This window comes from Pseudoalteromonas lipolytica (genome assembly GCF_003515105.1).
Classification (GTDB): domain Bacteria; phylum Pseudomonadota; class Gammaproteobacteria; order Enterobacterales; family Alteromonadaceae; genus Pseudoalteromonas; species Pseudoalteromonas lipolytica.
In genome coordinates this window covers 419,876-444,180 of sequence record NZ_CP032091.1, presented here as the reverse complement: position 1 = coordinate 444,180, position 24,305 = coordinate 419,876, and the positions used below count along the sequence as shown (strand labels likewise).

Below are 24,305 nucleotides of genomic sequence, written 5' to 3'. Positions count from 1 at the left end.
TCATAGCCTTGGGTTATAGGCCTAAACTATTGGATAAATGATTCAACCTTTAGCTGTTCTAAAGAAAATCTAATAAAGTAAACCACTATTTTTGGATATTGATTTGTTACCAATATGAAAAAATAAAAAAGTGAGGAGTAATTGATAATCCTAAATAATATTAATTTTTGATGACCTACTGACACTCTTATTATCTGTAAACCCCCATTACAAATTGACTAAATGCGGCGCTGGCTATTTATAGAAACTCAGTGCTATTTGTTCAGCTTTTGCATAGGCGTTAGTGAGTGAACGCTGATGCCTTTCATCATTAAACTCTTGGTATTCACTGGCAATTTCGTCGATTTTCTCAACGCCTAAATACAGACTCATCGTGCGTAGATGAGGCACTAAATGGCTCATATGCTCGCGTATCCCACCTTGCTCGAAGCCAAACTCGCCTGTAGAGGTAATGATCACTAAGCGTTTACCATTTAGCAGCGGTTTTAAAGGAAAATCACCACGTCCTAAGTCAAAATCAAAAGTTTTGTTAATGCGAACTATTTGATCAAACCATGCTTTTAGTTGCGCGGGCATACCGTAGTTATACATAGGAGTTGAGATCACGATAGTGTCGGCCTTAGCGACTTCACTAATAAGTTCATCTGACTCAGCAAGCAGTGCTTGTTGTTCTATGGTTTGCTTATTAGCCGGTGTGAACACAGCACCTATCCACGCTTGAGTAATAAAAGAAGGCGGGTGAATCCCTACATCACGATAGATATACTCAGCTATTGCATTAGTATTTTGTAAGCAGCTTATAAAATGTTTAGCAATATTCTTTGAAATTGAATCATGGCTTGAATTATCATTTTTTGCCGCACGTACGCTAGCATCAATATGTAGAAGGGTAGTCATAAGTAAAACCTCATTAGTTAATGTATGGGTATCATCAATAAATTGAGGCGTTTTAACAAACGAGTTAAAATTCACTATAAGTAAGTTATACTCAGCTATAAATCTGCGAGAGTTTTTTATGCAAGTATCATTACAATCCTTAAAAGCCTTTGAGTCGGCTGCACGCTTGGGCAGTTTTAAAGCTGCAGCAGCAGAACTTGCGATTACGCCCACCGCGGTTTCACATCATATAAGTAACCTCGAAAGTCGTTTAAACACCGATTTATTTCATCGTGAAGTAAGAAAGATCACCTTAACTGAAACGGGTGAATACTTGAGCCTGAGCACTTCAAAAGGGTTTAAACTAATTTTTGATGCGCTAGACACGCTAAGCCAAGCAAAGAACCACATTCGGATAACAACCACCTCATCACTTGCCGCAATGAGGCTAATACCCGCTTTACATACGCTAAACACACAGTATCCACAATTAACGCTCGATATATCAACCAGTGAAGCGCTGGATAAACAATTGCATACTTTACCCGTTAGACTTGGGAATAAAGAAGAAATCAACGAAGCTGATATCATAAAATATGAGGCTTTTAATGTCTTTGCTGCAAGCACGCACCAGCGCGCGCCTTGGCTAAATGGGCACGTTACTTTGTACACTAGTCAATGGAAAAACAACGCATTAGCTGCGCCCCCTCTCACTGAGTGGCTGACTAAAAACAACCAAAGCCCATCGCAGTTCGAGATTAAGTCGTTTGATCAGGAGTTATTTGGTATTCAACAAGCATTGGCAAATAATGGCGCTGTATTTTGCTCAAACACGTTGGTCAAACCCTATGTTGATGCAGGGTTACTCACACACTTTAAGAGCCGTGCTGTAGAATCACAGCTTTGTTATTACATACCCGATAAGTCTCGCTTTGAGACGCGATTTCAACGTATTGCTATAGAGTGGGTAACCACTCTTTTAAATCAAAAATAAGGTCGCTGAGATGGCATTTAAAATAACCGTCTAACCCCCCCTGACTGATTGTTCTGTATTCTCGGTGTGGTCGGCATCGCTATTCACAGCCTGTACTTTTCAGATGCATGCTTTTCAAGCTTTATAACCAAGCCATTAAACGTACTTGTATTGATAGGGCTCCACCATTAAAGTGGAATTCACGTATCGTGATACGGACGCTTTGGTAAAGCATCAGCCTTCATTACTTTTTAATACCCATCTCAATTTACCCAATGAGCAATTAAAACGAACGCTAGAAATAATGAGACCAGTTGCCAAAATAGCACTGGATTTCGCTCAAGTAGTGGTAATTTTCTACTGTAGATTGGGTTAGGGTTATGCATATCAAATAGGAACTCAGATAAGCTTTGATACCTTTTTTGCATATCAGGGCGACATGCTTTATTAATTGCAGCATCGACCCAAACCGGAATTTTTAAGTTCTTTTGAATCAGAGGCTTGTATTGAAGTTTTGCCAATTGTCTTGCACTAGATAATTTTGCAACAGAAACACCGTAAGGGTAGTCACCACTTAACATATGGTAGGTAATGACAGCAAGAGCAAACAAATCACTCGTTGAATCAGGCCAATCACCTAAAAAGTACTCAGGAGCACTATACAACATGTCACCCGGTACATGCCCCTCAATTTGATTAAACTGTAACCCATGCAGACTTGCAGAACCTAAATCTAATAAAGTGAGATTGCCATGACAATCGATTATTATATTTTCGGGCCGAATGTCTTGATGCAATATGCCTTTACTATGTAATGCGCCCACGGCCGATACAAGCTGAGTTAACCAACCACGCACCTGTTGCAAGTTTGCCCGACCATTATCGTTAAGCCATTGCCGAAGGGTAATACCTTCAACTAGCTCGGTTAAAGTATAAAAAGAGTGTCGTTTAGAGGGCGACACTGCTTTAACAACGCTAGGGTGGTTAACCTTGGCAATTAACCACTCCTCTTTGGCGAGTTCATCTAAGTAATTAATATCTGATTGCAAAGACACCGATGGAACTTTCATGACAACGTTTAATCCTGTGCCAATGTCTTGAACTTTAAATAAAGAGCTCCTATCGCTCTTATGCAACTGTTTAATAAGCTTAAAATTGTCTACGACATCACCCACTTTCAGATCGTTTACCACAGGTAAAAACCCTTCGTCTGAGTAATCTGAGCTTTCTACTTGCTGGTGTTTTAATAGTTTAATAACTTGGATAGTAAGATTATCATCACTGCCGTTAGCTTGAGCAAGCGCCGTGACTTTTTCACATGCGTATTGCAGTTGCTTTTCTGTGCAACAGCCTTTAAAGAAATTTAGTAACATCTGCGGAGAAACAAATTCTGTTACTCCATCCGTTGCGAGTAAAACGTAATCGCCAACACTGAGCGCGATATGTTGAATTTCTAACTGCAAATTAGACCTAATGCCCAGTGCATTACTTAAATATTGATGATCAAACTCATCGGCAGCACGATGCTGTTTGCTGCAACAAACAATCTCATCACCTTGAATATGGAATATACTTGAATCACCGCAGTTAAATAGGCAAGCACTCGTTTCGGTTATGATCACTCCAGAAAAGGTGCATACAAATCCGTGATCAAAATTATCCCTATACCGACTATATTGTGTCTTTGCTAGCAGCTGCAGATTAATGACTTCAAGTACTTTTCTGCCAGCCCTTGCAGGTGACCATACATCACTAGTTCGTAAATATTCATCACAGAAAAGCGTAACAGCCAAGTCACTCGCATATTGACTAACCTGGCTGCTACTTATACCGTCTGCAATAGCAGCAATTACACCTTTCGAACGTGTACCATCTAACGTAGGGATGTAACATTTTACGCTGTCCTGATTGACCAGTTTCAACCCTTTCAATGAATGGGATTTTGCTATTACATGCGAAGTCATTGTTAACTTTTCTTGCCTATTTTTACGCATTTATTGGTTTAACTATTTTGCAATGACATTGTCGCCCATCGGTGCAGCTGTTTCCGTTAACTTGCGTTTTGGTTTTGTGCGATAGTGCGTCGTATACAAAGTGAGTCCAGTGAAAGCGAGACCACCAACTAGATTTCCAAGCGCGGTTGGAATTTCGTTCCAAATTAAATAATCAACAACGGAAAAATCCCCCCCCATAATTAGGCTGAACGGAAATAAAAACATATTTACAACGGAATGTTCAAACGCCATGAAAAAGAACAGCATAATCGGCATCCACATCGCGATGACTTTACCACTGACATGCGTAGACACCATTGCTCCTACAACCCCCATTGACACCATCCAATTACACAGCATGCCGCGTATAAAGATGGTCATCCAGCCTTCAAAACCATATTTCGCATAGCCTAGAGTACGTGCTTCACCTATGCTGGATACCTTAGCGGCAATTGCACCACCATCAGTGTTAAAACCCATAGTGAAAACAAACGACATCATAATTGCCACAGTTAAAGCACCTGCAAAGTTACCTACGAAAACAAGCCCCCAGTTTCTCAGTATTTGCGGCCAAGTAACCCCAGGGCGCCGCGCAAGCCAAGCTAATGGAGTCAACATAAAGACGCCCGTTAGAAGGTCGAACCCCATTAAATAAAGCATACAAAAACCGACCGGAAAAAGAATTGCTCCAATCAGAAAGACCCCCGTTTGCACCGCAACAGTAATTGCAAAGACAGCAGCTAATGCCAAAATAGCACCTGCCATATAGGCACGGATAATCGTGTCACGCGTGGACATATAAATTTTTGATTCGCCAGCATCCACCATCTTTGTAACGAAATCACTTGGTAACAAGTAAGCCATGTTATTCACCTTTGATAGTTAATTTTTATGTTAATTTCACAGTTAAAATGTGACTATTTTCCAGGCAAAAAAAAACGCCCGCATCGGCTCTTTTAGAAGAGCAGATTGCGGACGCCATTGTCCTTTACATTTCCAATTGTCACAGTCAGTGCAACTGTTCACAACTAATTAAACAAGTTATATGCCAACAATAGAAAACCAATAAAAGCCATTAAATTTCAAGCGCATAAATAAGTAAAAATCAAAAACACAAAATTAAAAATTAACATTTGCTTTACTTTGGAGCATAAAACGCATCAATTTGGGGCGAATGGGTGATTATGAGCACTACAGTGATAAGCCTAAACCGTGACTATAATAAATAATTGCCTCGCGTTTTCTTGAACTGTAAACCCCATTTACAGGCGAGGTAGTTGCGTTTAATAAAAATCCAAATAACACAGAGCAAACTCTCAAAAGGCGTATTTTTACACAGGGAATAATAATTGCTTATTACAAAACTATTCTATCTATGTAGTCCCTAATATATGTCGACACCATCAAATAGTACGAAACAATTTCTACTCGCAGCGAAACATGCCGAGCTCAATAGTTTGTATGCATTAGCATCAAATTGCAGGATTGTCATGGCTGCTACATGTATGATTCATCAACTTCAAAGAGAACGAGGAACAGCAAACGTCTATTTAGGGTCCAAAGGTACAGCGTATAAAGCACACTTACCTCTACAATTTAAGCATACCTCAGATGCAGAGGAGGCGCTAAGAGCACGCTTAAAATCAAAGTTCTTAAGTAGTGATTCAATGCATACTCAGGTAAGGCTTTTAACATCGATTACATTAGCGTCTCAATGCCTTGATCAGTTGCCAACATTGCGCAAACAAATTCAAAAACAAGATGTCACGCCACTCAAATCAACTGATGCGTATTGCCGTTTAATTGGCAAAATAATAAACCTTATTTTTGAGGCGGCTGATGTATCTAATGATGCGTCAATCACAAAAACGTTAGTGGCATTATTCAACTTTATTCAGGGTAAAGAATTAGCGGGACAAGAGCGCGCGCTGGGTGCAATTGGATTTTCACAGCAACAGAACGATCAAAATATTTTATCTAAAATGCAAGAGCTGGAACGTGCGCAACACGATATTTTTGAGCGGTTCCTAGAGTTTGCAGCAGCCGATGAGCAATCTGTATGGAAAACATTAAAACAATCTGAACTGACAAGTGATATCAATAAACTTCGAACAATGTTCAAAGCGCTATCCGAAACAAATAGCTATACTCCCGAGCTTGGTGAAGTGTGGTATGAAGTTGCTACGAAACGAATTGATGGATTACAAAACATTGAAAATATGCTGACCTCTCGACTCATGGAGCAGGTTCAAGTCCGTATAGAAGAAGCAAAAGGAGAAATATCAAATCATAATGTATTAATGGAAAAAATCGCGGAGGATAACGCGGTTGATTCAAGTTTTAATATGCTATTTGATCACCAGTTTTCTGGATTACATGGTATAGAGATGGGTGTCTTAGAACAACAAGAGAGAGAGGTTAGAGCTGGTCACAAATCGTTTTACGATTTAATTTGTGAACAAGCAAACCATATTAATCACATGACGAACGAGCTAGAGAATTTAAAGCGAGCACTGCATGAGCAAAAGGTCATTGGCAGAGCCAAAATACTCTTAATGCAAAGTTCTAAAATAGGTGAGCAACAAGCGCATCAGTTGTTACAAAAAACAGCGATGTCTCAAAACCAAACTTTAATAGAAGTCGCCAATAACATTGTTGCCAAGGTCGCTAACATTTAGCGTTGATTTAGAGTACTCAATCAACACTGAAATTATCCGAAAATTTAGCTCTTCCAGCTTATACTTCTTCGAGGAGCAATTGATTGCGACAGCATTTTTAATGCTGTCGCGCAAAATTTAAAAAAGCGAATTAAAATGGCAGTTGCCACGGCACTCTTTCTTTAACAAAGTAGTCTGCCTTTAACATTGCTAAATTTACATCTTTACGCTGATTTACTACGTCACCAATGATGACTAAAGCAGGCCCTGTAAAGTCTTTAAGTGCGTGTTCAACATTAATTTTTGCCAGTGTTTGGCAACATATTTTTTGTTCTGCTAACGTTCCTTTATCAACTATTGCTATCGGTGTATTAGGTTTCATACCGTGTTCAATCAGCTGCTTCACGATACTATCAACACGCGTTAACCCCATATAAAACACTAAGGTTTGTTTTGCAGCAACAAGCTGGGACCAATTTGCTTGTTGTTGTTCATCTTTGAAGTGGGCGGTAACAAACTGCACCGATTGCGAACATGTTCTATCAGTTAAGGGGATCCCGGTATAAGCACTACAAGCACTCGCAGCTGTCACACCCGGTACAATCGCAAATGGAATATTGTGTTCAGCAAGCGCATTTGTTTCTTCTGATAAGCGCCCAAAAATAGAAGGATCTCCACCTTTAAGACGAACAACTATTTTATTTTCTTGTGCTTTTTCAACTAATAAACGACTAATGCTAGCTTGTGGCATGCTATGGCAACCTTGCCTCTTACCTACAAATATAACCTCCACATTTGACGGGAAATACTGCTGTAACTCGCTACTGACTAAACAATCAACCAAAATCACATCAGCATGTTGAAGTATGCGATGTGCTTTCATGGTCAACAGCTCTGGATCGCCAGAGCCTGCACCAATCAAATAAACTTGTCCCTTTTTACAACCCTGGATGTTTAAACGTTTTGTTTGAGTATGTGAAGCGGCCAACTTAACTTTGTTAAGAAGTTCATTATGTACATTCATTACCCTTTTAAATGCCGTATTGGTAAAGGTAAACATGTGAGAAACCATCTCATTCTCCTAGGTGCTTCTGAAAACTGTTTTCAGTTAAAGCAACACTTCAATTTTATTGCCATTAATACGTGCGTCATATACTGGCAACTTGATACTGTCATCATCTAAACAGCGGCCATCACTGAGCAAGTACCGTTGCTTATAAAGCGGTGATGCGACAAAAATTTGCTCATCAGTACACCCAACTAAACCACGATAAAGTACATTTGCTTTACCAATCGGATCATAATTACCAACAGCATAGACCTGCTTTTTCTGCATTTCACAATGCATATAAAACAGCGCGATTTGTTGTTCTTGTAGATTACTATCGCGCACTAGAGCACACACGCCTGAATCCATAACCAGATCTGAAACCTCACAAACAGGTTGCCAATTTTGATTGCTATTACTCATAATTATTTCCTATGCTAACTCGCGTTTTTCTTCTAATTTCGCTGGACGAATTTGCCCTCGCTCTTCGACAAATTGAATATTTACATCTTGTTTATCGCTATTTACGAACTGACGAAAACGTTTTAATGATTCAGGGTTTTCGAGTGTCGTTTTCCATTCACACTGGTAGGTATTAACAACTCGTGCCATTTGTGCTTCAAGCTCATCTGCAACTAATAATTCATCATCAATTACCACTTTTTTTAGATAACCTAAACCGCCCTCCATATTTTCTAGCCATACAGAGGTACGTTGCAGTCGATCGGCTGTTTTAATATAAAACATCAAAATGCGGTCGATGTATTTGACTAACGTGACACTGTCTAAATCGGTGGCAAACAGATCTGCATGACGTGGCTTCATTCCACCATTACCGCATACATAAAGGTTCCAGCCTTTTTCAGTTGCTATAACACCAATGTCTTTACTTTGCGCTTCTGCACACTCGCGAGTACAGCCAGAAACCGCAAATTTAATTTTATGTGGCGCTCGTAACCCTTTGTAACGATTCTCAAGGTTTATCGCCATTGTGACGCTATCTTGCTGACCATAACGACACCATGTGCTACCAACACAAGATTTAACGGTTCTGAGCGACTTACCATAGGCATGTCCTGTTTCTAAGCCTGCGTCGATTAATTGCTGCCAAATAAGAGGAAGTTGATCAACCCGAGCACCAAATAAGTCAATTCGTTGTCCCCCGGTTATTTTGGTATAAAGACCAAATTGTTTAGCGACTTGACCGATTACAATTAACTTATCAGCTGTTATTTCCCCGCCAGGAATTCTTGGTACAACCGAGTAAGTGCCATCTTTTTGCATATTGGCAAGGTAGGTGTCATTGGTATCTTGCAGCGCTACATGTTGTGGGTTTAGGACGTACTCATTCCAGACAGAAGCCAGAATAGAGCCGACCGTTGGTTTACAAATTTCACAGCCTTTACCTTTTCCATACTCAGCTAATAAGTCAGAAAAACTCTTAATACCTTGTACTTTTATAATGTCGAATAATGCTTGGCGACTGTACGCAAAGTGCTCACAAATATCTGTCTTGATTTCAACGCCTCGTGCAGCAAGCTCACTATCAACCACATTTTTTAAAAGATTCGCACACCCCCCACAACCTGAGGCAGCTTTAGTACACGACTTCACCGATGTAATATTTGTCGCACCAGTATCAATCGCGCTGATAATATCGCCTTTAGTTACATTCAAACACGAGCAAATAGAGGCTGAAGCAGGTAAGACATCCGCACCTAAACGCGGCTTTTCTCCAGATGAAGGTAAAATAAGTGATTCGGGGCTCTTCGGTAACTCAATATCATTAAGCATGTACTGCGATAGACTGTCGTAGTCTGATGTATCACCAATCAGCACCGCTCCCAACAAACGTGACTTATCAGCACTAACAACCATTTTTTTGTACACACCAAGAGGCTGATTTTCATAGGTATAAGTTAATGCCCCGGGGGTACGTCCGTGGGCATCACCAATTGAACCTACATCAACGCCCATCAGTTTTAACTTTGTACTCATGTCTGCGCCTGTAAAATACTCATCAGACTCATCACCTAGCACAATGTGGTTCGCAACAACTCGAGCCATTGTGTAACCTGGAGCTACTAGGCCAAATATAAAGTTATTCCAAAGCGCACATTCGCCAATTGCATAAATATTCTTATCACTCGTTTGGCATTGGTTATTAATTACGATACCGCCACGTTCACCTACCTCTAAAGCACACTCTCTGGCTAACGTGTCGTAGGGTCTAATGCCAGCAGAAAATAAGATAAGATCAGTTTCAAGTACGTCACCATCGCTAAAGTAAAGTTGATACCGACGTTCTTTACCCGCTTGAATTTCTTGCGTTGCTTTAGAGGTATGCACGTGCACGCCAAGCTCTTCTATTTTTTCTTTAAGTAATTTTCCGCCTCCAGCATCAACTTGCACCGCCATTAATTGAGAAGCAAATTCGACAACATGAGTTTCTAAGCCTAGTTGCTTTAACGCGTTTGCAGCTTCAAGACCAAGCAACCCCCCCCCAATCACCACACCAACTTTACTCACTTTTGCTGACGCTGAAATAGCGTCTAAGTCATCGATAGTACGATATACCAGACAGTGTTCTTTATTTTTACCAGGAATAGGCGGTACAAAGGGGTACGAACCTGTAGCAAGTACTAACTTATCATAACTATAGATGTCACCTGATACTGTAGTCACCGTTTGTTTATGACTATCAATTTGAGTAACTTTTGCACCTAAGTGAAAGTTTATACCCCAGTGTCGATAGATATTTTCGCTGGTCATCGCTAAGTCATCAGCTGTTTTTCCCGCAAAATACTCAGATAAATGCACGCGATCATAAGCAAGTCGGTTTTCACCGCTGAGTACTGTGATTTCAACAGGTTGAGCTTCACTGTTTAAGCTATTTAATTGCTCGACAAAGTGATGCCCAACCATTCCATTGCCAACAACAACTATCTTTTTTGGTGTAGACATAAATTTTCCTCAATCATCTCGTGTTAGTAGGGTTTGCTAGAACGTTGCTGCAACCCACACCCAAAACTTATTTGTATCGACTCTCGCAAAAATCTCGTCACCGGCCATATAAGTTGCATACTTAACGCCGACACTATATTGCTTACTGAAAGACGTGCTATACATGACATCAAATTCTGAGCCTAGGTCGTCATAGCCAACGATTGATTCATCTGAAGAGTAGGCGTGATAAATAAGGCTCCACTTACCATTAAGTGAATTACCAGACACACTGGCATAAAAATCTTGCAGCCCTATTGATGGTGTCACTAAGAATTGATCTGCCCAGCCATTAAATTTATGCAAGGTAGCAAGGGGAGTTTGAAATGCTTGTTCGCCGTTATCCGAACCTAACAACTCATAACCAAGTTTGTAAGTGATATCACTTATTTTTACACCGCTCTCAAGGAGTAAATAAGTCGTATCAACACTATTTGCGCCACTTTCATTAGTTTGCAACGCATATTCTGCCGCATAAGAAACAGGGAGTTTTGCTAACACCTTTTTACCGACTAAGCGCACACCGTATGTATCCAGTGCATTATCAGTATTATTATCACTCTCTAGTAAATACCCATAAGCCGTTAATTTACCGAGCTCTGTTTTTAATGATGCATTGAGCAGATGATCTTTCGAATCAACATCTTTTTCATCCGCAAAAATACGGTTGCGTTTATTTATATATGCATAGCTGACGTTGATAGAGTCTTTTTCGTATTTAGCACTTAGCGCATCAAATGTTTGCTTATCTTGCCGCCAGCCAACATGGCCAACAAATCGATGGTTATCTAAGGTAATAACTTGTCGACCGAACTTAGCTGCAAATTGCTCGCTATTATATGCCAAGTATGCTTGATCAATTTCTGTTGATTCTGGGTCCGCAATCACTGAATATTCAGTGCCTTCACCAATCCCATTATTGTAATCATCAATGAGGGCAAGTGTATTCTCCAGCTCAATAAAAGCGGATATGCCACTCACTGCTTTGCTTTTAAAATTAGCTAAACTGCGCAGCGTAAGTGCTGATGAATCCTTTAAGGCGTTGTCTTGATTAACCGATTCGTAGCGTAACCTAAAGTCTGTGCTCAGAGTGCCCACTTCGGTTTCAACAGCTGCGTAAGTTTGGTTTGCAAACACGGCGACTAAAACAGGCAACGTTAATTGCGTTAGTTTCATTTTTATTACTCTTGTTGTTATAAATTAATCACAAAGCCGCCTAAAAAAGACGAACCAATCCGTTGCCTTACCGAGCTTTAAGCAAAAAAAAACCCACTCAATAACAGAATGTTCATTTCTGTTATTGAGTGGGCTTCTTTGCCGTAGCGCTATTTAATGAATGTTAAATAGCCGGATTTTGTATTTCATGTTCATTAATACATATTGTGTGCCAAAAAAAATAACCAATATAAATCAGCAAGATAAATTAAAACATCGATTTTAGTGTTATCTAATTCACCATTGCGGTGCAATCAGTTCACAAAAATAGGGCAGGGTGTACGGTGTGAGCTAAAAGTATGCTCATTGGGTTTTAATGGTATGTTTTAATCAAATTCATAGGCTATTGCCTATTCACTCTTAACGCGTTGAAACACCTTATACTGTAGGCGAAAAATAATAACCAACGTTATTAATAGTGACTTGAGCCTGGGCTTTCATCTATAGCAACTCGAACCTCGTAACCTGTAACGGGGGTTTACAGTTTGCATAAAAAAGCCGCAGTTTAAGTTATTAAGCTGCGGCTTTTACTAAAAGCTGAATTACGGCTTGAGTAAATGCTTTTCAAAGAAGTTAGCCATCATAGTGTGATAATGCAGGGTCGTGCCTTCACCTTCACGCAGGCTGTGAGAGCGGTTCGGGTATGAGAAGAACTCGAACTGTTTATTGTGCTTAACTAATTCGTTAATTAAACGTTCTGAACCTTGGTAATGCACGTTGTCATCGCCAGTGCCGTGGATCAGCAACAGTTTACCTTGCAAGTCTTTGACAAAAGTAATTGGCGAGGTATTGTCGTAACTTTCAGGATCCGTATTTGGATTACCAGCATAACGCTCTTGATAGATGGTGTCGTACAAGCGAATATCAGGGACTGGGGCTGAAGCAATGCCCACTTTGTACTTGTCGCCATGGCGGAATAACAAGTTAAGTGTTGAGCTGCCGCCACCTGAGTGACCCCATACGCCAACGCGGTCAGTATCAATTACACCCCAGCGCTTTGCCATTGCATCAAGTGCATCCACTTGGTCACGCACAGTGATTGAGCCAATTTTTTTGTAGATTGATTTACGCCAATCTCGGCCTTTCGGTGCGCGAGTACCGCGATTATCAACCGAGGCAACAATAAAGCCTTGTTGTGTTAAGTACGACTTATACAAGTAACTGTTGCCTTCCCAGCGGTCTTGAACTGTAGAACCCCATGGCTCACCGTATACATAAAATACGATAGGGTACTTTTTGCTGTTATCCATATTAGCAGGGAACATAATGTAACCATCAAGCTCAACACCATCACGGGCATTTACTGTAAAGAACTCGTGTGTTGGTAATTGTTCAGTTGTAAGCTTTTCTTTTAGCGCTTTATTCTCAACTAAGGTTTTCACATTGCTGTGATCACTTACTTTGATGATTTCTTTCATGGGGGGTGTGCCAAACTTAGAGTAGGTATGCATTGCCCATGATGTGTCTTTCGACATGTAGTAGCTATTAGAGCCATCAAATGACTCTGGCGTTACACGCATCGGTTTTGTGCTTCCATCAAGCGATGTACGAAATAAATAACGCTGGCCCGGATCATCAGGTGAAGCTGTGAAATACATCACATTTTTATCTTCGTTTAACGCCAGCATATCAATAATGTCGTATTCGCCCGGCGTTAAATCAATGATACTTTTGCCATCACGTGAAACACGATAAAGATGACGCCATCCATCTCGCTCACTGTGCCAAATAAAGAACGTGCCATCTTTTGACCAGTTAGCTTTATAGAACCACTCGATGAATGCATCGTCTTTGTCTTCAAGAATTTTAGTTAGCTGTTGCTTTTTCCAATCAAATAACCACACTTTGTTGTGGCTTTGCGGGCGATTAAGATCTTGGATCATTAATGATTCTCCCGTGCCAGCCCAGCTAATACGTGGGATATAACGGTCACGGTTATCGCCACCCAGTTCTGCCCAACGCGTTTTTTTATCACTTAAGCTTACCACACCGACTTTTACGGCAGAGTTCATTTCGCCCGCTTTTGGATACGGAAACTCTTTAAGTGTCGGATAAAGCTCGTCGGTGTTATTGATCATAGTGAAATATTTCACACCACTGGTATCAAGCTGCCAATAGGCGATAGATTTATTGTCAGGGCTCCAACGGAATCCATCTCGAATAGTAAACTCTTCTTCGTATACCCAGTCAAAGTTACCGTTAACGAGGGTGTCATTGCCATCGGTAGTTAATGCAGTAACCGCTTTGCTGCCTACTTTTTCCATGTAGATATTGTTATCACGCACATAGGCCACTTTAGAGCTATCTGGTGAGAACTTTGCGAACATTAATTTTTTAGCTTCAACGTTTTCACCACCTAATTGATACAGCGAGTCTGTCTCTAGGTTTAAAAGCCAAAAGTCACCACGGCTACGTGAACGCCAAACTTGCTCACCATTGGTAAACACCATCAGCCACTTGCCATCTTTTGACCACTGATAACTTTCAACGGTTAACGGCTCTTTTTCGCCTTCTGGGATCAGTTTTTCGTAGCTAACAAGCACTTTTCGATTTGTACCATCGGCATTATAAAAAACAATGTCATTGCCTTTTACACCATGTTCATCGTCTTTGGCTTTATCGTCTTGTTTGTTTTTATCGCTTTCACGCTCTTCAAGCACTGTGTAACCCGTGCCGTCGTCGAGCCATGTGAAATAGGTGCTACGTTGTGCTTTAAAGTCTTTGTCTTTGTATATTTGCTCAAGCGAAAGAGGATTAGAGATTACGCTCACTGTTGTGGTTGTATTGGCTTGCTCAGTACTTGAGCATGCTTGTAGTCCCAAACCTGCAACAACGGCAAACGCGAGGGCTGATGTTTTTATTAAGTTCATTTTGTTATCCCTTGGTTTTAACTAACCTAGCGTAGCAAAATAAGTTAATAAAATCTGAGTTTTTATCGTATAAACAGGGGGGTTGAACTTAATCATCCCACAAAAACATACTGGCATGTTTATTAGCAATACGCAGTTCATATATATCACTACATGGTCGACTAGCGGCTCCGTAACACACATGCAGTGGTAACAAATGCTCCTCACGAGGATGATTAAAGCGTGCTGCTGGCGCCATTTGCCATTCTAATAACTTAGCTTGACGCTGTTGTTCTGTAAGCGATGTATTACCGCACACATCAACAAGCCACTGCTCAAAAGCGAGATTTTGCATTTTGATTTCGGCTGTTTCCGGTGTAAAAAAAGCGCGCATATTATGGAAAGTAAACCCTGAGCCTATAATCAATAGGTTGTCGTAATGCAGGTTTTGCAGCGCTTCGCCTATTGCTAGATGCACGTTTGGTAATAGGCTAGGGTGCAACGACAACTGCACGCAAGGTATATCTGCGTCTGGGTACATTATCTTCAAAGGGACATACATGCCATGGTCGAAGCCTCGAGTGGGGTTCAACTCACTGTCAATATGTGCAGTTGTGAGTGCTTGATGAACTTGCTCAGCAAGCACTGGCTCACCGGGACATGGGTATTCTATAGAATATGCAGAATCCGAAAATCCATAATAATCATATATAAGCTCAGGCGCAGCGGAAGAGGTAATATTTATTGGGTTGGCTTCCCAATGGGCACTGATCATCAAAATAGCTGATGGCTTTTTAATTTTTGCTGCAACAGATTGCAAACAGGTAACCATATCAGCATGACTGGCATCGCCTAATAGTGGCATTGGGCCACCACCATGAGAAACAAAAAAGACGCGTGGCTTTTGCATAAACGGGCTCCTTACTTACGTTGTTATGTATAGTGCACGCACAGAGGTGCAATAACCAGCCACATAAATGCACAGCTTAGGTGTGATTTTACACACAAACAGTTTGTAAGTACTAACTTAACAACCATACAGTATTCATTGCGGGTATTTTCCCTTTAAGCCCCCCTTCTAATGGCTCTCGACAAAGTAAGGTTAATTGATAATACGCGTCGTAATGCTGATGAAGCTCGTTGGCAGTAACATTAAATGGAGGACCTGAAAACTCACTCTGTTGATACTCAAACACCACAACCAATTGCTGCGCTTTATTGGCTAACTGTAAAATGTGTTGCGTGTAACGTACTCGCATTGATAATGGCAATGCCACTAATGCCGCTCTATCATACACAGCGTTTACCGTACCAAGTTGTTCAGGAGTCAATGTAAATATATCTCCCACCCACACAGTTAAATTAGCGCTCTGATAACACGTTAGTGTGCCATGGTTAGTAATCTCTGGTGTGAGGTTTAATTCTTGACAAAGCTGCTTAATTGCAATTTCACTTAACTCAGCGCCCACAACTTTCATGCCGCTGGCTAACAAAAAATGAATATCGTGCGTTTTGCCACATAGAGGCACAAATACGGTATCGCCAGGTTGCAAACTCAAGTTGGTAAAATACTGATCCAGGTAACGATTAACATCCCCTTCATGAAATCCTATTTCATTATTTTCCCAACGATTATGCCAATGTTTTGCGTCCATCAATAACTCCTAAATAAACAACACAAATTGAGCTGATAAATATAACCCTACACCAAATAGTAAATGGGTGGTGAGAGTTTTCAAACGTGCTTGGTTTGGCTTAGCTGTATTAACAGCCATAACTCCTAATCCTAAAGCAGGTTGCATAACAAAAAATGGCATGACCGTGCTGAACAATCCGAATAAACAGGCAGGTAAAAATAGCGGTGAAGTCATCCATTCCTTACCAATCAATAACACAAAAAACAGAGAAAATAGGGCGCCGATGATGTAATGCAAAATCCAACCAACAACACATTCGCGTTCTTTAGCTTCACTGGCAGCAATATCGACATGTTTAAATTGCCCCGATGCCATAGTAAGGGCCCAACGCCCAACAAAGCAAAAGTTTAATGTAGTCTGGTTAAAGCACTTTTTAAAAAAATAACTCCATATATCAATTGAAAGCGTGGCAACAAGGCCAATAACTATCGCCTGAATAAATTGAAGGAAGGTCATATTTATACCAAGTAGTGAATCATAAAAAACATGATAAACAATTACAAAAATGCTAAAAACAACAATATAAACAAACTATGATTGCATAAATGAAATGATGATTGATGACATTGCACTGTTCATACATATCGTTAAACAAGGCGGAGTTACAGCAGCAGCCGATTACCTATCTGTACCAGCAGCAACAGTTTCAAGGCGATTACAACGGCTTGAACAGCGCGTTGGTGAAAAACTATTAAATCGTACTGCAAGGCAATGCACATTAACTCACGTTGGCGAAGTGTACTTTCAAAGCTACGTAGAGTTAGTGGAGCAATTTGAGCAAACTCACCATCAATTAAACGATCAAAAAGCGAAATTAACGGGCAAGCTAAAAGTACTCGCACCCCTGAATATTAGCCATGGATTTTTAAAACCTATGTGGCTTGCCTTCACGAAACACTACCCAGAAATTCAACTTGAGTTACTGCTAAACAACCAACGTGACGATCTCAGTAAAAACCAAGCTGATATCGCTATTCGTATTGGTCCGCAAACTGATTCACACTACCAACAAAAGAAACTAGGCAGTGTCGATACATTATTTGTCTCGACAGAGCGCTATTTAAGTGACGCTCCCTCACTCAGTACCCCAGCAGATTTAAGGCAACACCGGCTTATAGGCACGACGCTCAGAAATAAATGGCAACTAAACAACCTAAAAACAGGCGAAACACAGACTTACATGTGCCGGTTTGCTAGCACATTTAACGACACCGGGTTTGTGAAATACTTAGTCTGTGATGGCCAAGGTGTGGCGTTGTTACCACGCTTTGAGATTATTGATGAGCTTAAAAGTGGACAACTCAAGCAAGTGCTCCCTTTATGGCGTGGTGAAAGCAGAGAGATATATGCAATTTGGCCAAGCGGGCGATTACTTAGTAAAAAAGCGGTTTGTCTAAAACAGTTCGTGACACAGTTTATTTCTGAAACACTATAGCCATGCGTATTCCATTTGTTTTGCTGTTAATAAAGCGTGCTCTTTATTTATCAGCTCTGCCACTAACGCTAAGCTCATATCAATGCCTGCAGAAATACCACCAGACGTGGTAAATTTTCCATCGGTTACCCAACGTTTATTGGCAATCACTGTCAAGTCTTTAAACATAGCAGCGAGATCACTTTGATCCTGCCAATGAGTTGTGACATTTTTTTTGCATAACAGCCCTGTTTTAGCTAACAAAAATGCGCCTGTGCAGACACTCGCAACCCGTTTTGTTGTTGATGCGGTGTGGATTAACCACTCAATCACTGCGCTTTTTTCAAGCTCATGCGTATGGTCGCCACCAACCACTATAAACACATCAAGTTCTGGGCAATCAGCAAAGCTGTAATGGGGGTTTACACTGAATCCGCCACGCGCATTCACAGGGCCGTTAGTCTGTGCTATTAAACTTACTTGCCAATCATTGTTGGCTAAACGCTTTGCGGTGCTGAACACTTCAAACGGACCCGAAAAATCAAGCACTTCAGCATCATCATAAATGTAGATCCCAATATTCATACAATTGTTCCTAATATGTGGATTTATTTCTCAAGTAAAAAATCGTACTATGCCATTTTTGCAGAGCGTTAATAACATATTATTAAATTAGTACTGTATACAAATAAATCTTTAAGGCATTGTTAATGCGTTTATTATTATTACTGTGTGGTCTGCTTGTTGGGTGTAAATCAACAGAGCAAACCGTCACTGAAATCAGTGAAATATCGCCAGGTACAGTTTTGTATCAAGGCGAGACATCAAGACAAAATGTTGAAATGTTCGAAAGCGTGCTTGTGAATAGCAAAAACAAAATCGATACCCTAGTGATCAACAGTGAGGGCGGCGATGTTATGGCTGGTCTCCATTTAGGCGGCTTAGTTCACGAGTATCAATTAAAAGTGATCGTACGCGAATTGTGCGCCTCATCATGTGCAAACTATGTGATAACAGCAAGCCCAGACGTTCGCGTTGAAGAGCAGGGGATCATTGGCTGGCATGGAGGAGCTTTGCAACCGTTATATGTGCCAATGGAAAAAAATACGCAAATAACAAATTACATTGCAAAGTGGCAAGAAGCAGAAAAACAATTTTTTGAAACGATTAATGTAGAACAGGCGATAACCATTATTGGGATGATGCCTGGCATAACCGAAAAACGTGATGCCCCGATATACAGTTATGATGTAAACACATTAAAACGCCTCGGTTTGCATATACAGTTTGAGGGGGAGCAAACTGGGCTATCTGCCAAGGGTGAAAAAGTAGTGCAGATCTTTGAGCTTGAAGAGGCTGTGCTTAGCCATTTTTTAATGCTGAACAGAATCGTCTCGGCAGAGCTAATCAACTAACTAAAAAGCCAACATGTTGTTGGCTTTCACAAACGCATACGTGCGGGATATTTACGGGATTAATCAAGCTCTAACTGCGCTCTCTCGACACTGTCACTCGGGAGCTCTTTTTGCACAGATACACCCAACTCTTTAAACTCCGACGCTTGCTTAATTAAGTTTCCTTTTCCGCGGTAAAGTTGTGAAAAAGCCTTATCATAGCTTTCTTTAGCTCGATCGAGCTGTTTACCAACGCCTTCCATACTGGTTAAAAAGCCATTAAGTTTATTGTAAAAGCGCTCAGCACGGGCGGCCAATTCTTTTGAGTATTTTGTTTGCTCTTCAAATCGCCACAGTTGCTTCACAATATTTAAACTGGTTAGCAGGGTCGTTGGTGTCGCCACCAAAATATTCTTTTCGATCGCTTGCTGATATATATCACTCTGATATTTAAGCGCTTCAACAAATGCAGACTCAATGGGGACAAACATAACGACCACCTCAGGGGAGTTAATTCCTGGGAGTCTGTCGTATGCCTTACTGGCCAATTCATTGATACGCGATTGCACCGCAGTCACATGCTCTTTAAGTGCTTGTTGTGCTTCAAGGTCATTGTCGGCATTAACGTAGCGTGTATAGGCATTGAGCGAGGTTTTAGCGTCGATCACTAAATGTCGTTCTTGAGGTAAATAAACCACAACGTCGGGGCGCAGACGCCCGTCTTCAGTATTAAATGACACTTCTCGCTCATAATCGATTCCTGCGCGAAGCCCTGCACTGTCTAAGACGTTTTCGAGCATTAACTCGCCCCAATTACCTTGTGTTTTCTTTTGCCCCTGCAAAGCGGTACTGAGCCTGTCTGCTTGTTCTGTTATGGCCTGGCTTTTTGCCTGTAAATGTAAAAGCTCGGTTTTTAATGCGGCACGTTGTTTTAAGTCTTCAACATGGATTAGCTCCATTTTATCGCGGAAGCCTTTTAACTCACCTTGAACGGGCTTTAATAACTGTTCAATACTTTCTTGGTTGAGCGTTTTAAATCGTTGTGATTTTTCTTCAAGAATTTGATTTGCTAGGTTTTCAAACTCTTTTTTGAGCTGTTCTTTACTGTCTTTTATATGATTAAGTTGTTCTTTAAAGTGCAGTTCTTTTTGTTCTAAGGTGCTGCGTAAAGTACTTAAATCGACATCGCGTTGATTTAGCATTGCTTTGGTGTCAGCGAGTTCTGCTTCAACTCGTCGCCAAAATTGATTAAATTGCTGCGCTTGCTTTTCTTGCTCGACAAAGCGGGTTTTAAAGTGTTGAGATTCATCACGTTGCTCTGCGTAATCTTGCTGTAACTGCGACAGTGTTAACTGACTTTCTTGTAACTGTTGTAGCTTCTGCTCTAATTGATTCTGCTGTAACTGATGGCTATTTTCCAGTGCGACTAACTGGCTTTTTAAGCGACTCTTTTGCAACGAAAGCACAGTACCTGCTGCCAATACTCCTAGTGCACAACCGCTTGCAATCTGAAGCCAATCAATGTGGCCTAATAGCTCTGTAATCATAATGAAAACTCAATAACTTAAAGACACTTCATCATAACGAATTACATGACAGCAGAGTAGGGGAGTAGGCATAAAAAAAGCCAGCTCAAGGTGAGCTGGCTCTAACATTACTAAATTTAGTAACCAAATGGGAAATCAACATAATGCTCATGTAAACTGCAATTTAACAACAAGCATAATAATAGACGCCACTAAATTTGATTAGTTCAAAAAAAGTTTAAAAAAATTTAATTTTTTATCAGCGCCAACATCTGCTCTTCATCAAACTGAGTAAAACTCATTGATTTATCAGTAAATAATGCATCAACTAACGCTTGTTTATGCTGCTGCATTTTAAATACTTTTTGTTCAACAGAGTTGGCCATAATCAATTTATACACAAACACAGGGTTGGTTTGACCTATTCGATATGCCCGATCGGTTGCCTGTTTTTCAACTGCAGGGTTCCACCATGGGTCAAAGTGAATCACGGTATCTGCTTGGGTTAAATTTAACCCGGTGCCACCGGCTTTTAGGCTTATTAAAAAGACTGACGATTCACCTTCGGTAAACTCTTCAATAACACGACTGCGATGTCGAGTTTGACCCGTCAACATACTAAAGGTAATTCCCAACTCACCTAAACGTTCTGCAATCACATCTAAAGCGGTCGTAAACTGGCTAAATATAATGACTTTACGACCTTCACTTAACATAACGGGTAAATGCTTAGAGAGCCATTCAAGCTTTGCACTACCTGCCTGAGTTGTTGGATCAATAAGTTTGGGATGACAACAAATTTGTCTTAATTTTAGTAACGCGTCCAAAAACGCAAGCTTACTCTTTTGCACACCTTGTTGGGCAAACAAGTCAACCAGCTTTTGCTCTAGCGATTGCGTTATACCGGTGTAAATTTCTTTTTGTTTCGCTTCGAACTCAAACTCTTTAACCAGCTCTGTTTTCTCGGGAAGTTCTTGCGTTACCTGCGCTTTTGTTCGGCGTAAAATAAAAGGCATGATCAGCGATTTAAGTTCATCGGCTCGTTTAACATCGTTATCACGCTCAATAGGTGTTTGAAAATATGTTTTAAAGTGCGCTTGCGAACCCAGGAGTGAGGGCATTGCAAAGTCGAGCAACGACTTAAGTTCAAACAGGTTATTTTCGATAGGCGTGCCACTTAAGCACAATTTAAAATCGGCATTAAGGCGCTTAACCAAACGCGATACCTGCGCGGCATCATTTTTAATGTACTGGGCTTCATCCAGAATGATGTTTTCAAAATACAGTGGCGAGTAATATGCAATATCACGTTTTAACAAAGGGTACGTTGTTAAAATGCAATCGGCCTGCGATAACTGCTGGAGTTGCTCGTTTCGTAACGAACCAAATACGGTGGTGATTTTAAGGTTACACGCAAACTTATTAATTTCACTTTGCCAATTTCCTACCAAGCTGGTCGGGCAAACAATTAAAGTAGGGCCAGCTTGAGGCCGTTGTTTGGCATTCGCTAGAAAGGCAATAACTTGTAAGGTTTTACCCAATCCCATGTCATCAGCCAAAATCCCCCCCAACTGATGACGTTTTAAAAAGTTAAGCCAATCAACACCATGTTGCTGATACTCTCGAAGTTGCACACCGTCATTCAATCCCTGAATATCGGACTTTTTAACCACCGGATGGGTGTTCGTTAATTCAGTTAAATATGCATCAAGGGCATCATCAACAATACTGACTTTAATTGCTTTTTGGGCGATTAACTGGGGTAAAAATGACAATGGCATGAGTATTTCATCACGCGTTTTTATATGCTCAAAACGTTCGCGGTATTCATTAAGCTGAGTAATCGCTAACTTATCAACAACAGCAAAACGTTTACCTACGCTGAAATAATAATAACGTTCACTTTGACGATTGAGAGACTGAAAATTGTTATCCGCTGTAAAAAGTTGCTGCGTTTTTACACCAGAGATCACGATTTTACTAACTATTTGATGACCTTTTCCTCGCTCAACTTGCAGCGATATTTGCTTTAATGCTTTACTAACATCAAGTTCATCATTAATTTTCCAGCCGCGTTTAAGCAGGGTAGGGATAATTTCGAATTTCAACCAGTGTGCATGTATAACTGATTGTTTATTAAATACAAACTCGGTTTGTAAAGCCCCTTTACAAAATTCAAACCCTAAGTTCGTTAGCTCATTAACAACGGTATTCTCAAGCGATTGATTAATAATCCCCTCGGGGGCTTGGCTTAGTTCGTAAAGTGAATTTTGATAGTTAAATTGAAGCGATAGACCAATATTTCCCTCATCGTTGCGTATGCTTATAACGGGAAAGACAGAACGTGATTGATTCTTTTTACTTTGCTTAAATGCATGCGGAATAACACCCTCACCAAAATTGTCATTGAGTTGTTGGTATACACGATCAAAGTTTTCGTTGTGTATCGCAGGCATGTTAGCCAATAACGCAATTTCATCTGCAGTCAAAGGAGTACGGATACGGCCAATTTTAAGTGTGTCTGGATCTAGGTAAGTCGGGGGTGTCGTTTTGAGTAACAACCAATTATCTTGCCCTGCTAGTGACAAAGATAATGAGGTTAAATCACTATTTTGCTGCCAACTAAATTCTAAGGCTTGCATGGTATCTGCTTTAATAGCCTGGCGAGAACGGCCTAAAAATAATCGTTGTGTCGCTATGAGTTGTTGTAATGCCGAAAAGCCCCATGAGCCTTTCAACTCAAGCTTACCGAGCGCGTTTTGAGAGCGGATCCAACTATATAATCTAAAGTCAGTTTCGAGTAAATCAGTCGGTGTAACAAAGCTATTTAATTGTTGTTCTGTTAAATTACGGCCTAATGTGTAGTTATGCTCAGGATCATAATTAGCAATTTTAGGGGTAAGGGTAACAGCCGATTTTTCAACATCTAAAACAAATAATAATACATGTTTTGCTGTGTCGGTTGTTGATTGCTTTAGCGTCTTTAGCTCACTAAACCAATCATTAATAATATAGTCTTCACCATAATCACCTGAATGCTCAATTTTTAATTTAAGCAAAACCGCAGCAATATGACGGCACTTTGTTTTTGAACCACACGTACAATGTGAATCAACTGAAAATCCGGTTGGTAATTTACTGATCTCGATATGCTGGGTAAAAGTATTCCCTTCGTTACCAAACATAGAAGCATCAATCACACTAAAGTCACTACTATGCTCAAGCCAATTGATTTGGCCGTTCTGATGGTACTCTTTTGCTTTACTTAGCACATGCGGCTTAAATAGCTGCTTGATGAATCGCTCTGACAGCGGAAACTGTGTTTCTTGCTCTTGTTTGATTTCTTCAAAGATAGCTAATAAGTCATTTTTGGATAAGTTAGCAGACATAACGCTTTTAACAGTAAAAACAAAAAATAATTCTGCCAGTATATGATCTATCAGCGCCCAGCTAAAGCACTATTCCTTTATTTCGGACTGGTTGGAGCTGATTAGTTGGTAAAATTATGTTTTTGTCTAAAAAATACAGCCAAAAAAGAGGGCTCGACTATTTAACGAACAACAAACGCACAAGATATAAACAACTTAATAACAAGGCAGGGCCTTTACAGATCACTTTTTTACTAAGGAAACAGTGAAAAGGCTTAAATAGCCTGTAAA

General features: G+C 40.4%; 18 protein-coding genes. 4 read left to right on the top strand and 14 right to left on the bottom strand.

The window, feature by feature from the left end; all coding sequences use genetic code 11:
* Positions 1–234: 234 nt before the first annotated feature.
* Entirely contained in the window at positions 235–897 is a 663-nt protein-coding gene (locus tag D0907_RS18245; protein WP_065979316.1) for an FMN-dependent NADH-azoreductase, read from the bottom strand.
* A 118-nt stretch (positions 898–1,015) separates the two neighbouring features.
* Here D0907_RS18245 and D0907_RS18240 point away from each other — a divergent pair, with 118 nt between their 5' ends.
* Positions 1,016–1,870: a LysR family transcriptional regulator gene (locus tag D0907_RS18240; protein WP_065979196.1), complete on the top strand. Its 855-nt coding sequence runs from the start codon at positions 1,016–1,018 to the stop codon at positions 1,868–1,870.
* A 242-nt stretch (positions 1,871–2,112) separates the two neighbouring features.
* On the opposite strand, the gene D0907_RS18235 is transcribed toward D0907_RS18240, so the two are convergent.
* Complete coding sequence (locus D0907_RS18235; protein WP_065979315.1) at positions 2,113–3,813, bottom strand: bifunctional protein-serine/threonine kinase/phosphatase; 1,701 nt, start codon at positions 3,811–3,813, stop codon at positions 2,113–2,115.
* 42 nt (positions 3,814–3,855) lie between these two features.
* Complete coding sequence (locus tag D0907_RS18230) at positions 3,856–4,707, bottom strand: formate/nitrite transporter family protein (RefSeq protein ID WP_065979195.1); 852 nt, start codon at positions 4,705–4,707, stop codon at positions 3,856–3,858.
* Between the two features lie 626 nt (positions 4,708–5,333).
* Between D0907_RS18230 and D0907_RS18225 the strand changes: the two genes are divergently transcribed.
* Positions 5,334–6,521, top strand: a complete 1,188-nt coding sequence (locus tag D0907_RS18225; protein ID WP_162898071.1) for a nitrate regulatory protein — start codon at positions 5,334–5,336, stop codon at positions 6,519–6,521.
* Positions 6,522–6,651: 130 nt separating this feature from the next.
* On the opposite strand, the gene cobA is transcribed toward D0907_RS18225, so the two are convergent.
* From cobA to D0907_RS18185, 8 genes are all read right to left on the bottom strand, one after another.
* On the bottom strand, positions 6,652–7,572 hold the full coding sequence (gene cobA, locus D0907_RS18220) for a uroporphyrinogen-III C-methyltransferase (RefSeq protein ID WP_065979193.1): 921 nt from the start codon (positions 7,570–7,572) through the stop codon (positions 6,652–6,654).
* 36 nt (positions 7,573–7,608) lie between these two features.
* Entirely contained in the window at positions 7,609–7,971 is a 363-nt protein-coding gene (gene nirD / locus D0907_RS18215) for a nitrite reductase small subunit NirD (RefSeq protein WP_065979192.1), read from the bottom strand.
* A 9-nt stretch (positions 7,972–7,980) separates the two neighbouring features.
* Positions 7,981–10,512, bottom strand: a complete 2,532-nt coding sequence (nirB, locus tag D0907_RS18210) for a nitrite reductase large subunit NirB (protein WP_065979191.1) — start codon at positions 10,510–10,512, stop codon at positions 7,981–7,983.
* Positions 10,513–10,548: 36 nt separating this feature from the next.
* On the bottom strand, positions 10,549–11,727 hold the full coding sequence (locus D0907_RS18205; protein ID WP_065979190.1) for an alginate export family protein: 1,179 nt from the start codon (positions 11,725–11,727) through the stop codon (positions 10,549–10,551).
* A 581-nt stretch (positions 11,728–12,308) separates the two neighbouring features.
* A complete protein-coding gene (locus D0907_RS18200) occupies positions 12,309–14,636 on the bottom strand; it encodes a S9 family peptidase (RefSeq protein WP_065979189.1) in 2,328 nt (775 codons plus the stop codon).
* A gap of 88 nt (positions 14,637–14,724) precedes the next feature.
* Positions 14,725–15,525 carry a DODA-type extradiol aromatic ring-opening family dioxygenase gene (locus D0907_RS18195; RefSeq protein WP_065979188.1) on the bottom strand — a complete coding sequence of 267 codons (801 nt, stop codon included), beginning with the start codon at positions 15,523–15,525 and terminating at the stop codon, positions 14,725–14,727.
* Between the two features lie 112 nt (positions 15,526–15,637).
* The gene (gene tmpT, locus D0907_RS18190) at positions 15,638–16,270 is read right to left on the bottom strand and encodes a thiopurine S-methyltransferase (RefSeq protein WP_118844979.1); all 633 of its coding nucleotides are present in this window, start codon (positions 16,268–16,270) and stop codon (positions 15,638–15,640) included.
* 9 nt (positions 16,271–16,279) lie between these two features.
* Entirely contained in the window at positions 16,280–16,768 is a 489-nt protein-coding gene (locus tag D0907_RS18185) for a DUF2938 domain-containing protein (RefSeq protein WP_075593361.1), read from the bottom strand.
* Positions 16,769–16,862: 94 nt separating this feature from the next.
* On the opposite strand from D0907_RS18185, the gene D0907_RS18180 reads away from it, so the two are divergent.
* Entirely contained in the window at positions 16,863–17,747 is an 885-nt protein-coding gene (locus tag D0907_RS18180) for a LysR family transcriptional regulator (protein ID WP_083633622.1), read from the top strand.
* Here D0907_RS18180 and D0907_RS18175 read toward each other — a convergent pair.
* On the bottom strand, positions 17,742–18,311 hold the full coding sequence (locus tag D0907_RS18175; protein ID WP_118844978.1) for a DJ-1/PfpI family protein: 570 nt from the start codon (positions 18,309–18,311) through the stop codon (positions 17,742–17,744). The two genes, D0907_RS18180 and D0907_RS18175, sit on opposite strands and share 6 nt — an antisense overlap.
* 125 nt (positions 18,312–18,436) lie before the next feature.
* Here D0907_RS18175 and D0907_RS18170 point away from each other — a divergent pair, with 125 nt between their 5' ends.
* Positions 18,437–19,141 carry a hypothetical protein gene (locus D0907_RS18170; RefSeq protein ID WP_036972620.1) on the top strand — a complete coding sequence of 235 codons (705 nt, stop codon included), beginning with the start codon at positions 18,437–18,439 and terminating at the stop codon, positions 19,139–19,141.
* A 59-nt stretch (positions 19,142–19,200) separates the two neighbouring features.
* Here D0907_RS18170 and D0907_RS18165 read toward each other — a convergent pair whose 3' ends face one another.
* Together D0907_RS18165 and D0907_RS18160 are read right to left on the bottom strand one after the other, a co-directional pair.
* On the bottom strand, positions 19,201–20,667 hold the full coding sequence (locus tag D0907_RS18165) for a DNA recombination protein RmuC (protein ID WP_118844977.1): 1,467 nt from the start codon (positions 20,665–20,667) through the stop codon (positions 19,201–19,203).
* A 227-nt stretch (positions 20,668–20,894) separates the two neighbouring features.
* Entirely contained in the window at positions 20,895–24,035 is a 3,141-nt protein-coding gene (locus D0907_RS18160) for a DEAD/DEAH box helicase (protein ID WP_118844976.1), read from the bottom strand.
* Positions 24,036–24,305: the final 270 nt, after the last annotated feature.

Bases quoted from the DNA above. Each gene is read 5' to 3' on its own strand.
- D0907_RS18245 (WP_065979316.1), bottom strand. From the start codon at position 897: ATGACTACCCTTCTACATATTGATGCTAGCGTACGTGCGGCAAAAAAT.
- D0907_RS18240 (WP_065979196.1), top strand. From the start codon at position 1,016: ATGCAAGTATCATTACAATCCTTAAAAGCCTTTGAGTCGGCTGCACGC.
- D0907_RS18235 (WP_065979315.1), bottom strand. From the start codon at position 3,813: ATGACTTCGCATGTAATAGCAAAATCCCATTCATTGAAAGGGTTGAAA.
- D0907_RS18230 (WP_065979195.1), bottom strand. From the start codon at position 4,707: ATGGCTTACTTGTTACCAAGTGATTTCGTTACAAAGATGGTGGATGCT.
- D0907_RS18225 (WP_162898071.1), top strand. From the start codon at position 5,334: ATGGCTGCTACATGTATGATTCATCAACTTCAAAGAGAACGAGGAACA.
- cobA (WP_065979193.1), bottom strand. From the start codon at position 7,572: ATGGTTTCTCACATGTTTACCTTTACCAATACGGCATTTAAAAGGGTA.
- nirD (WP_065979192.1), bottom strand. From the start codon at position 7,971: ATGAGTAATAGCAATCAAAATTGGCAACCTGTTTGTGAGGTTTCAGAT.
- nirB (WP_065979191.1), bottom strand. From the start codon at position 10,512: ATGTCTACACCAAAAAAGATAGTTGTTGTTGGCAATGGAATGGTTGGG.
- D0907_RS18205 (WP_065979190.1), bottom strand. From the start codon at position 11,727: ATGAAACTAACGCAATTAACGTTGCCTGTTTTAGTCGCCGTGTTTGCA.
- D0907_RS18200 (WP_065979189.1), bottom strand. From the start codon at position 14,636: ATGAACTTAATAAAAACATCAGCCCTCGCGTTTGCCGTTGTTGCAGGT.
- D0907_RS18195 (WP_065979188.1), bottom strand. From the start codon at position 15,525: ATGCAAAAGCCACGCGTCTTTTTTGTTTCTCATGGTGGTGGCCCAATG.
- tmpT (WP_118844979.1), bottom strand. From the start codon at position 16,270: ATGGACGCAAAACATTGGCATAATCGTTGGGAAAATAATGAAATAGGA.
- D0907_RS18185 (WP_075593361.1), bottom strand. From the start codon at position 16,768: ATGACCTTCCTTCAATTTATTCAGGCGATAGTTATTGGCCTTGTTGCC.
- D0907_RS18180 (WP_083633622.1), top strand. From the start codon at position 16,863: ATGATGATTGATGACATTGCACTGTTCATACATATCGTTAAACAAGGC.
- D0907_RS18175 (WP_118844978.1), bottom strand. From the start codon at position 18,311: ATGAATATTGGGATCTACATTTATGATGATGCTGAAGTGCTTGATTTT.
- D0907_RS18170 (WP_036972620.1), top strand. From the start codon at position 18,437: ATGCGTTTATTATTATTACTGTGTGGTCTGCTTGTTGGGTGTAAATCA.
- D0907_RS18165 (WP_118844977.1), bottom strand. From the start codon at position 20,667: ATGATTACAGAGCTATTAGGCCACATTGATTGGCTTCAGATTGCAAGC.
- D0907_RS18160 (WP_118844976.1), bottom strand. From the start codon at position 24,035: ATGTCTGCTAACTTATCCAAAAATGACTTATTAGCTATCTTTGAAGAA.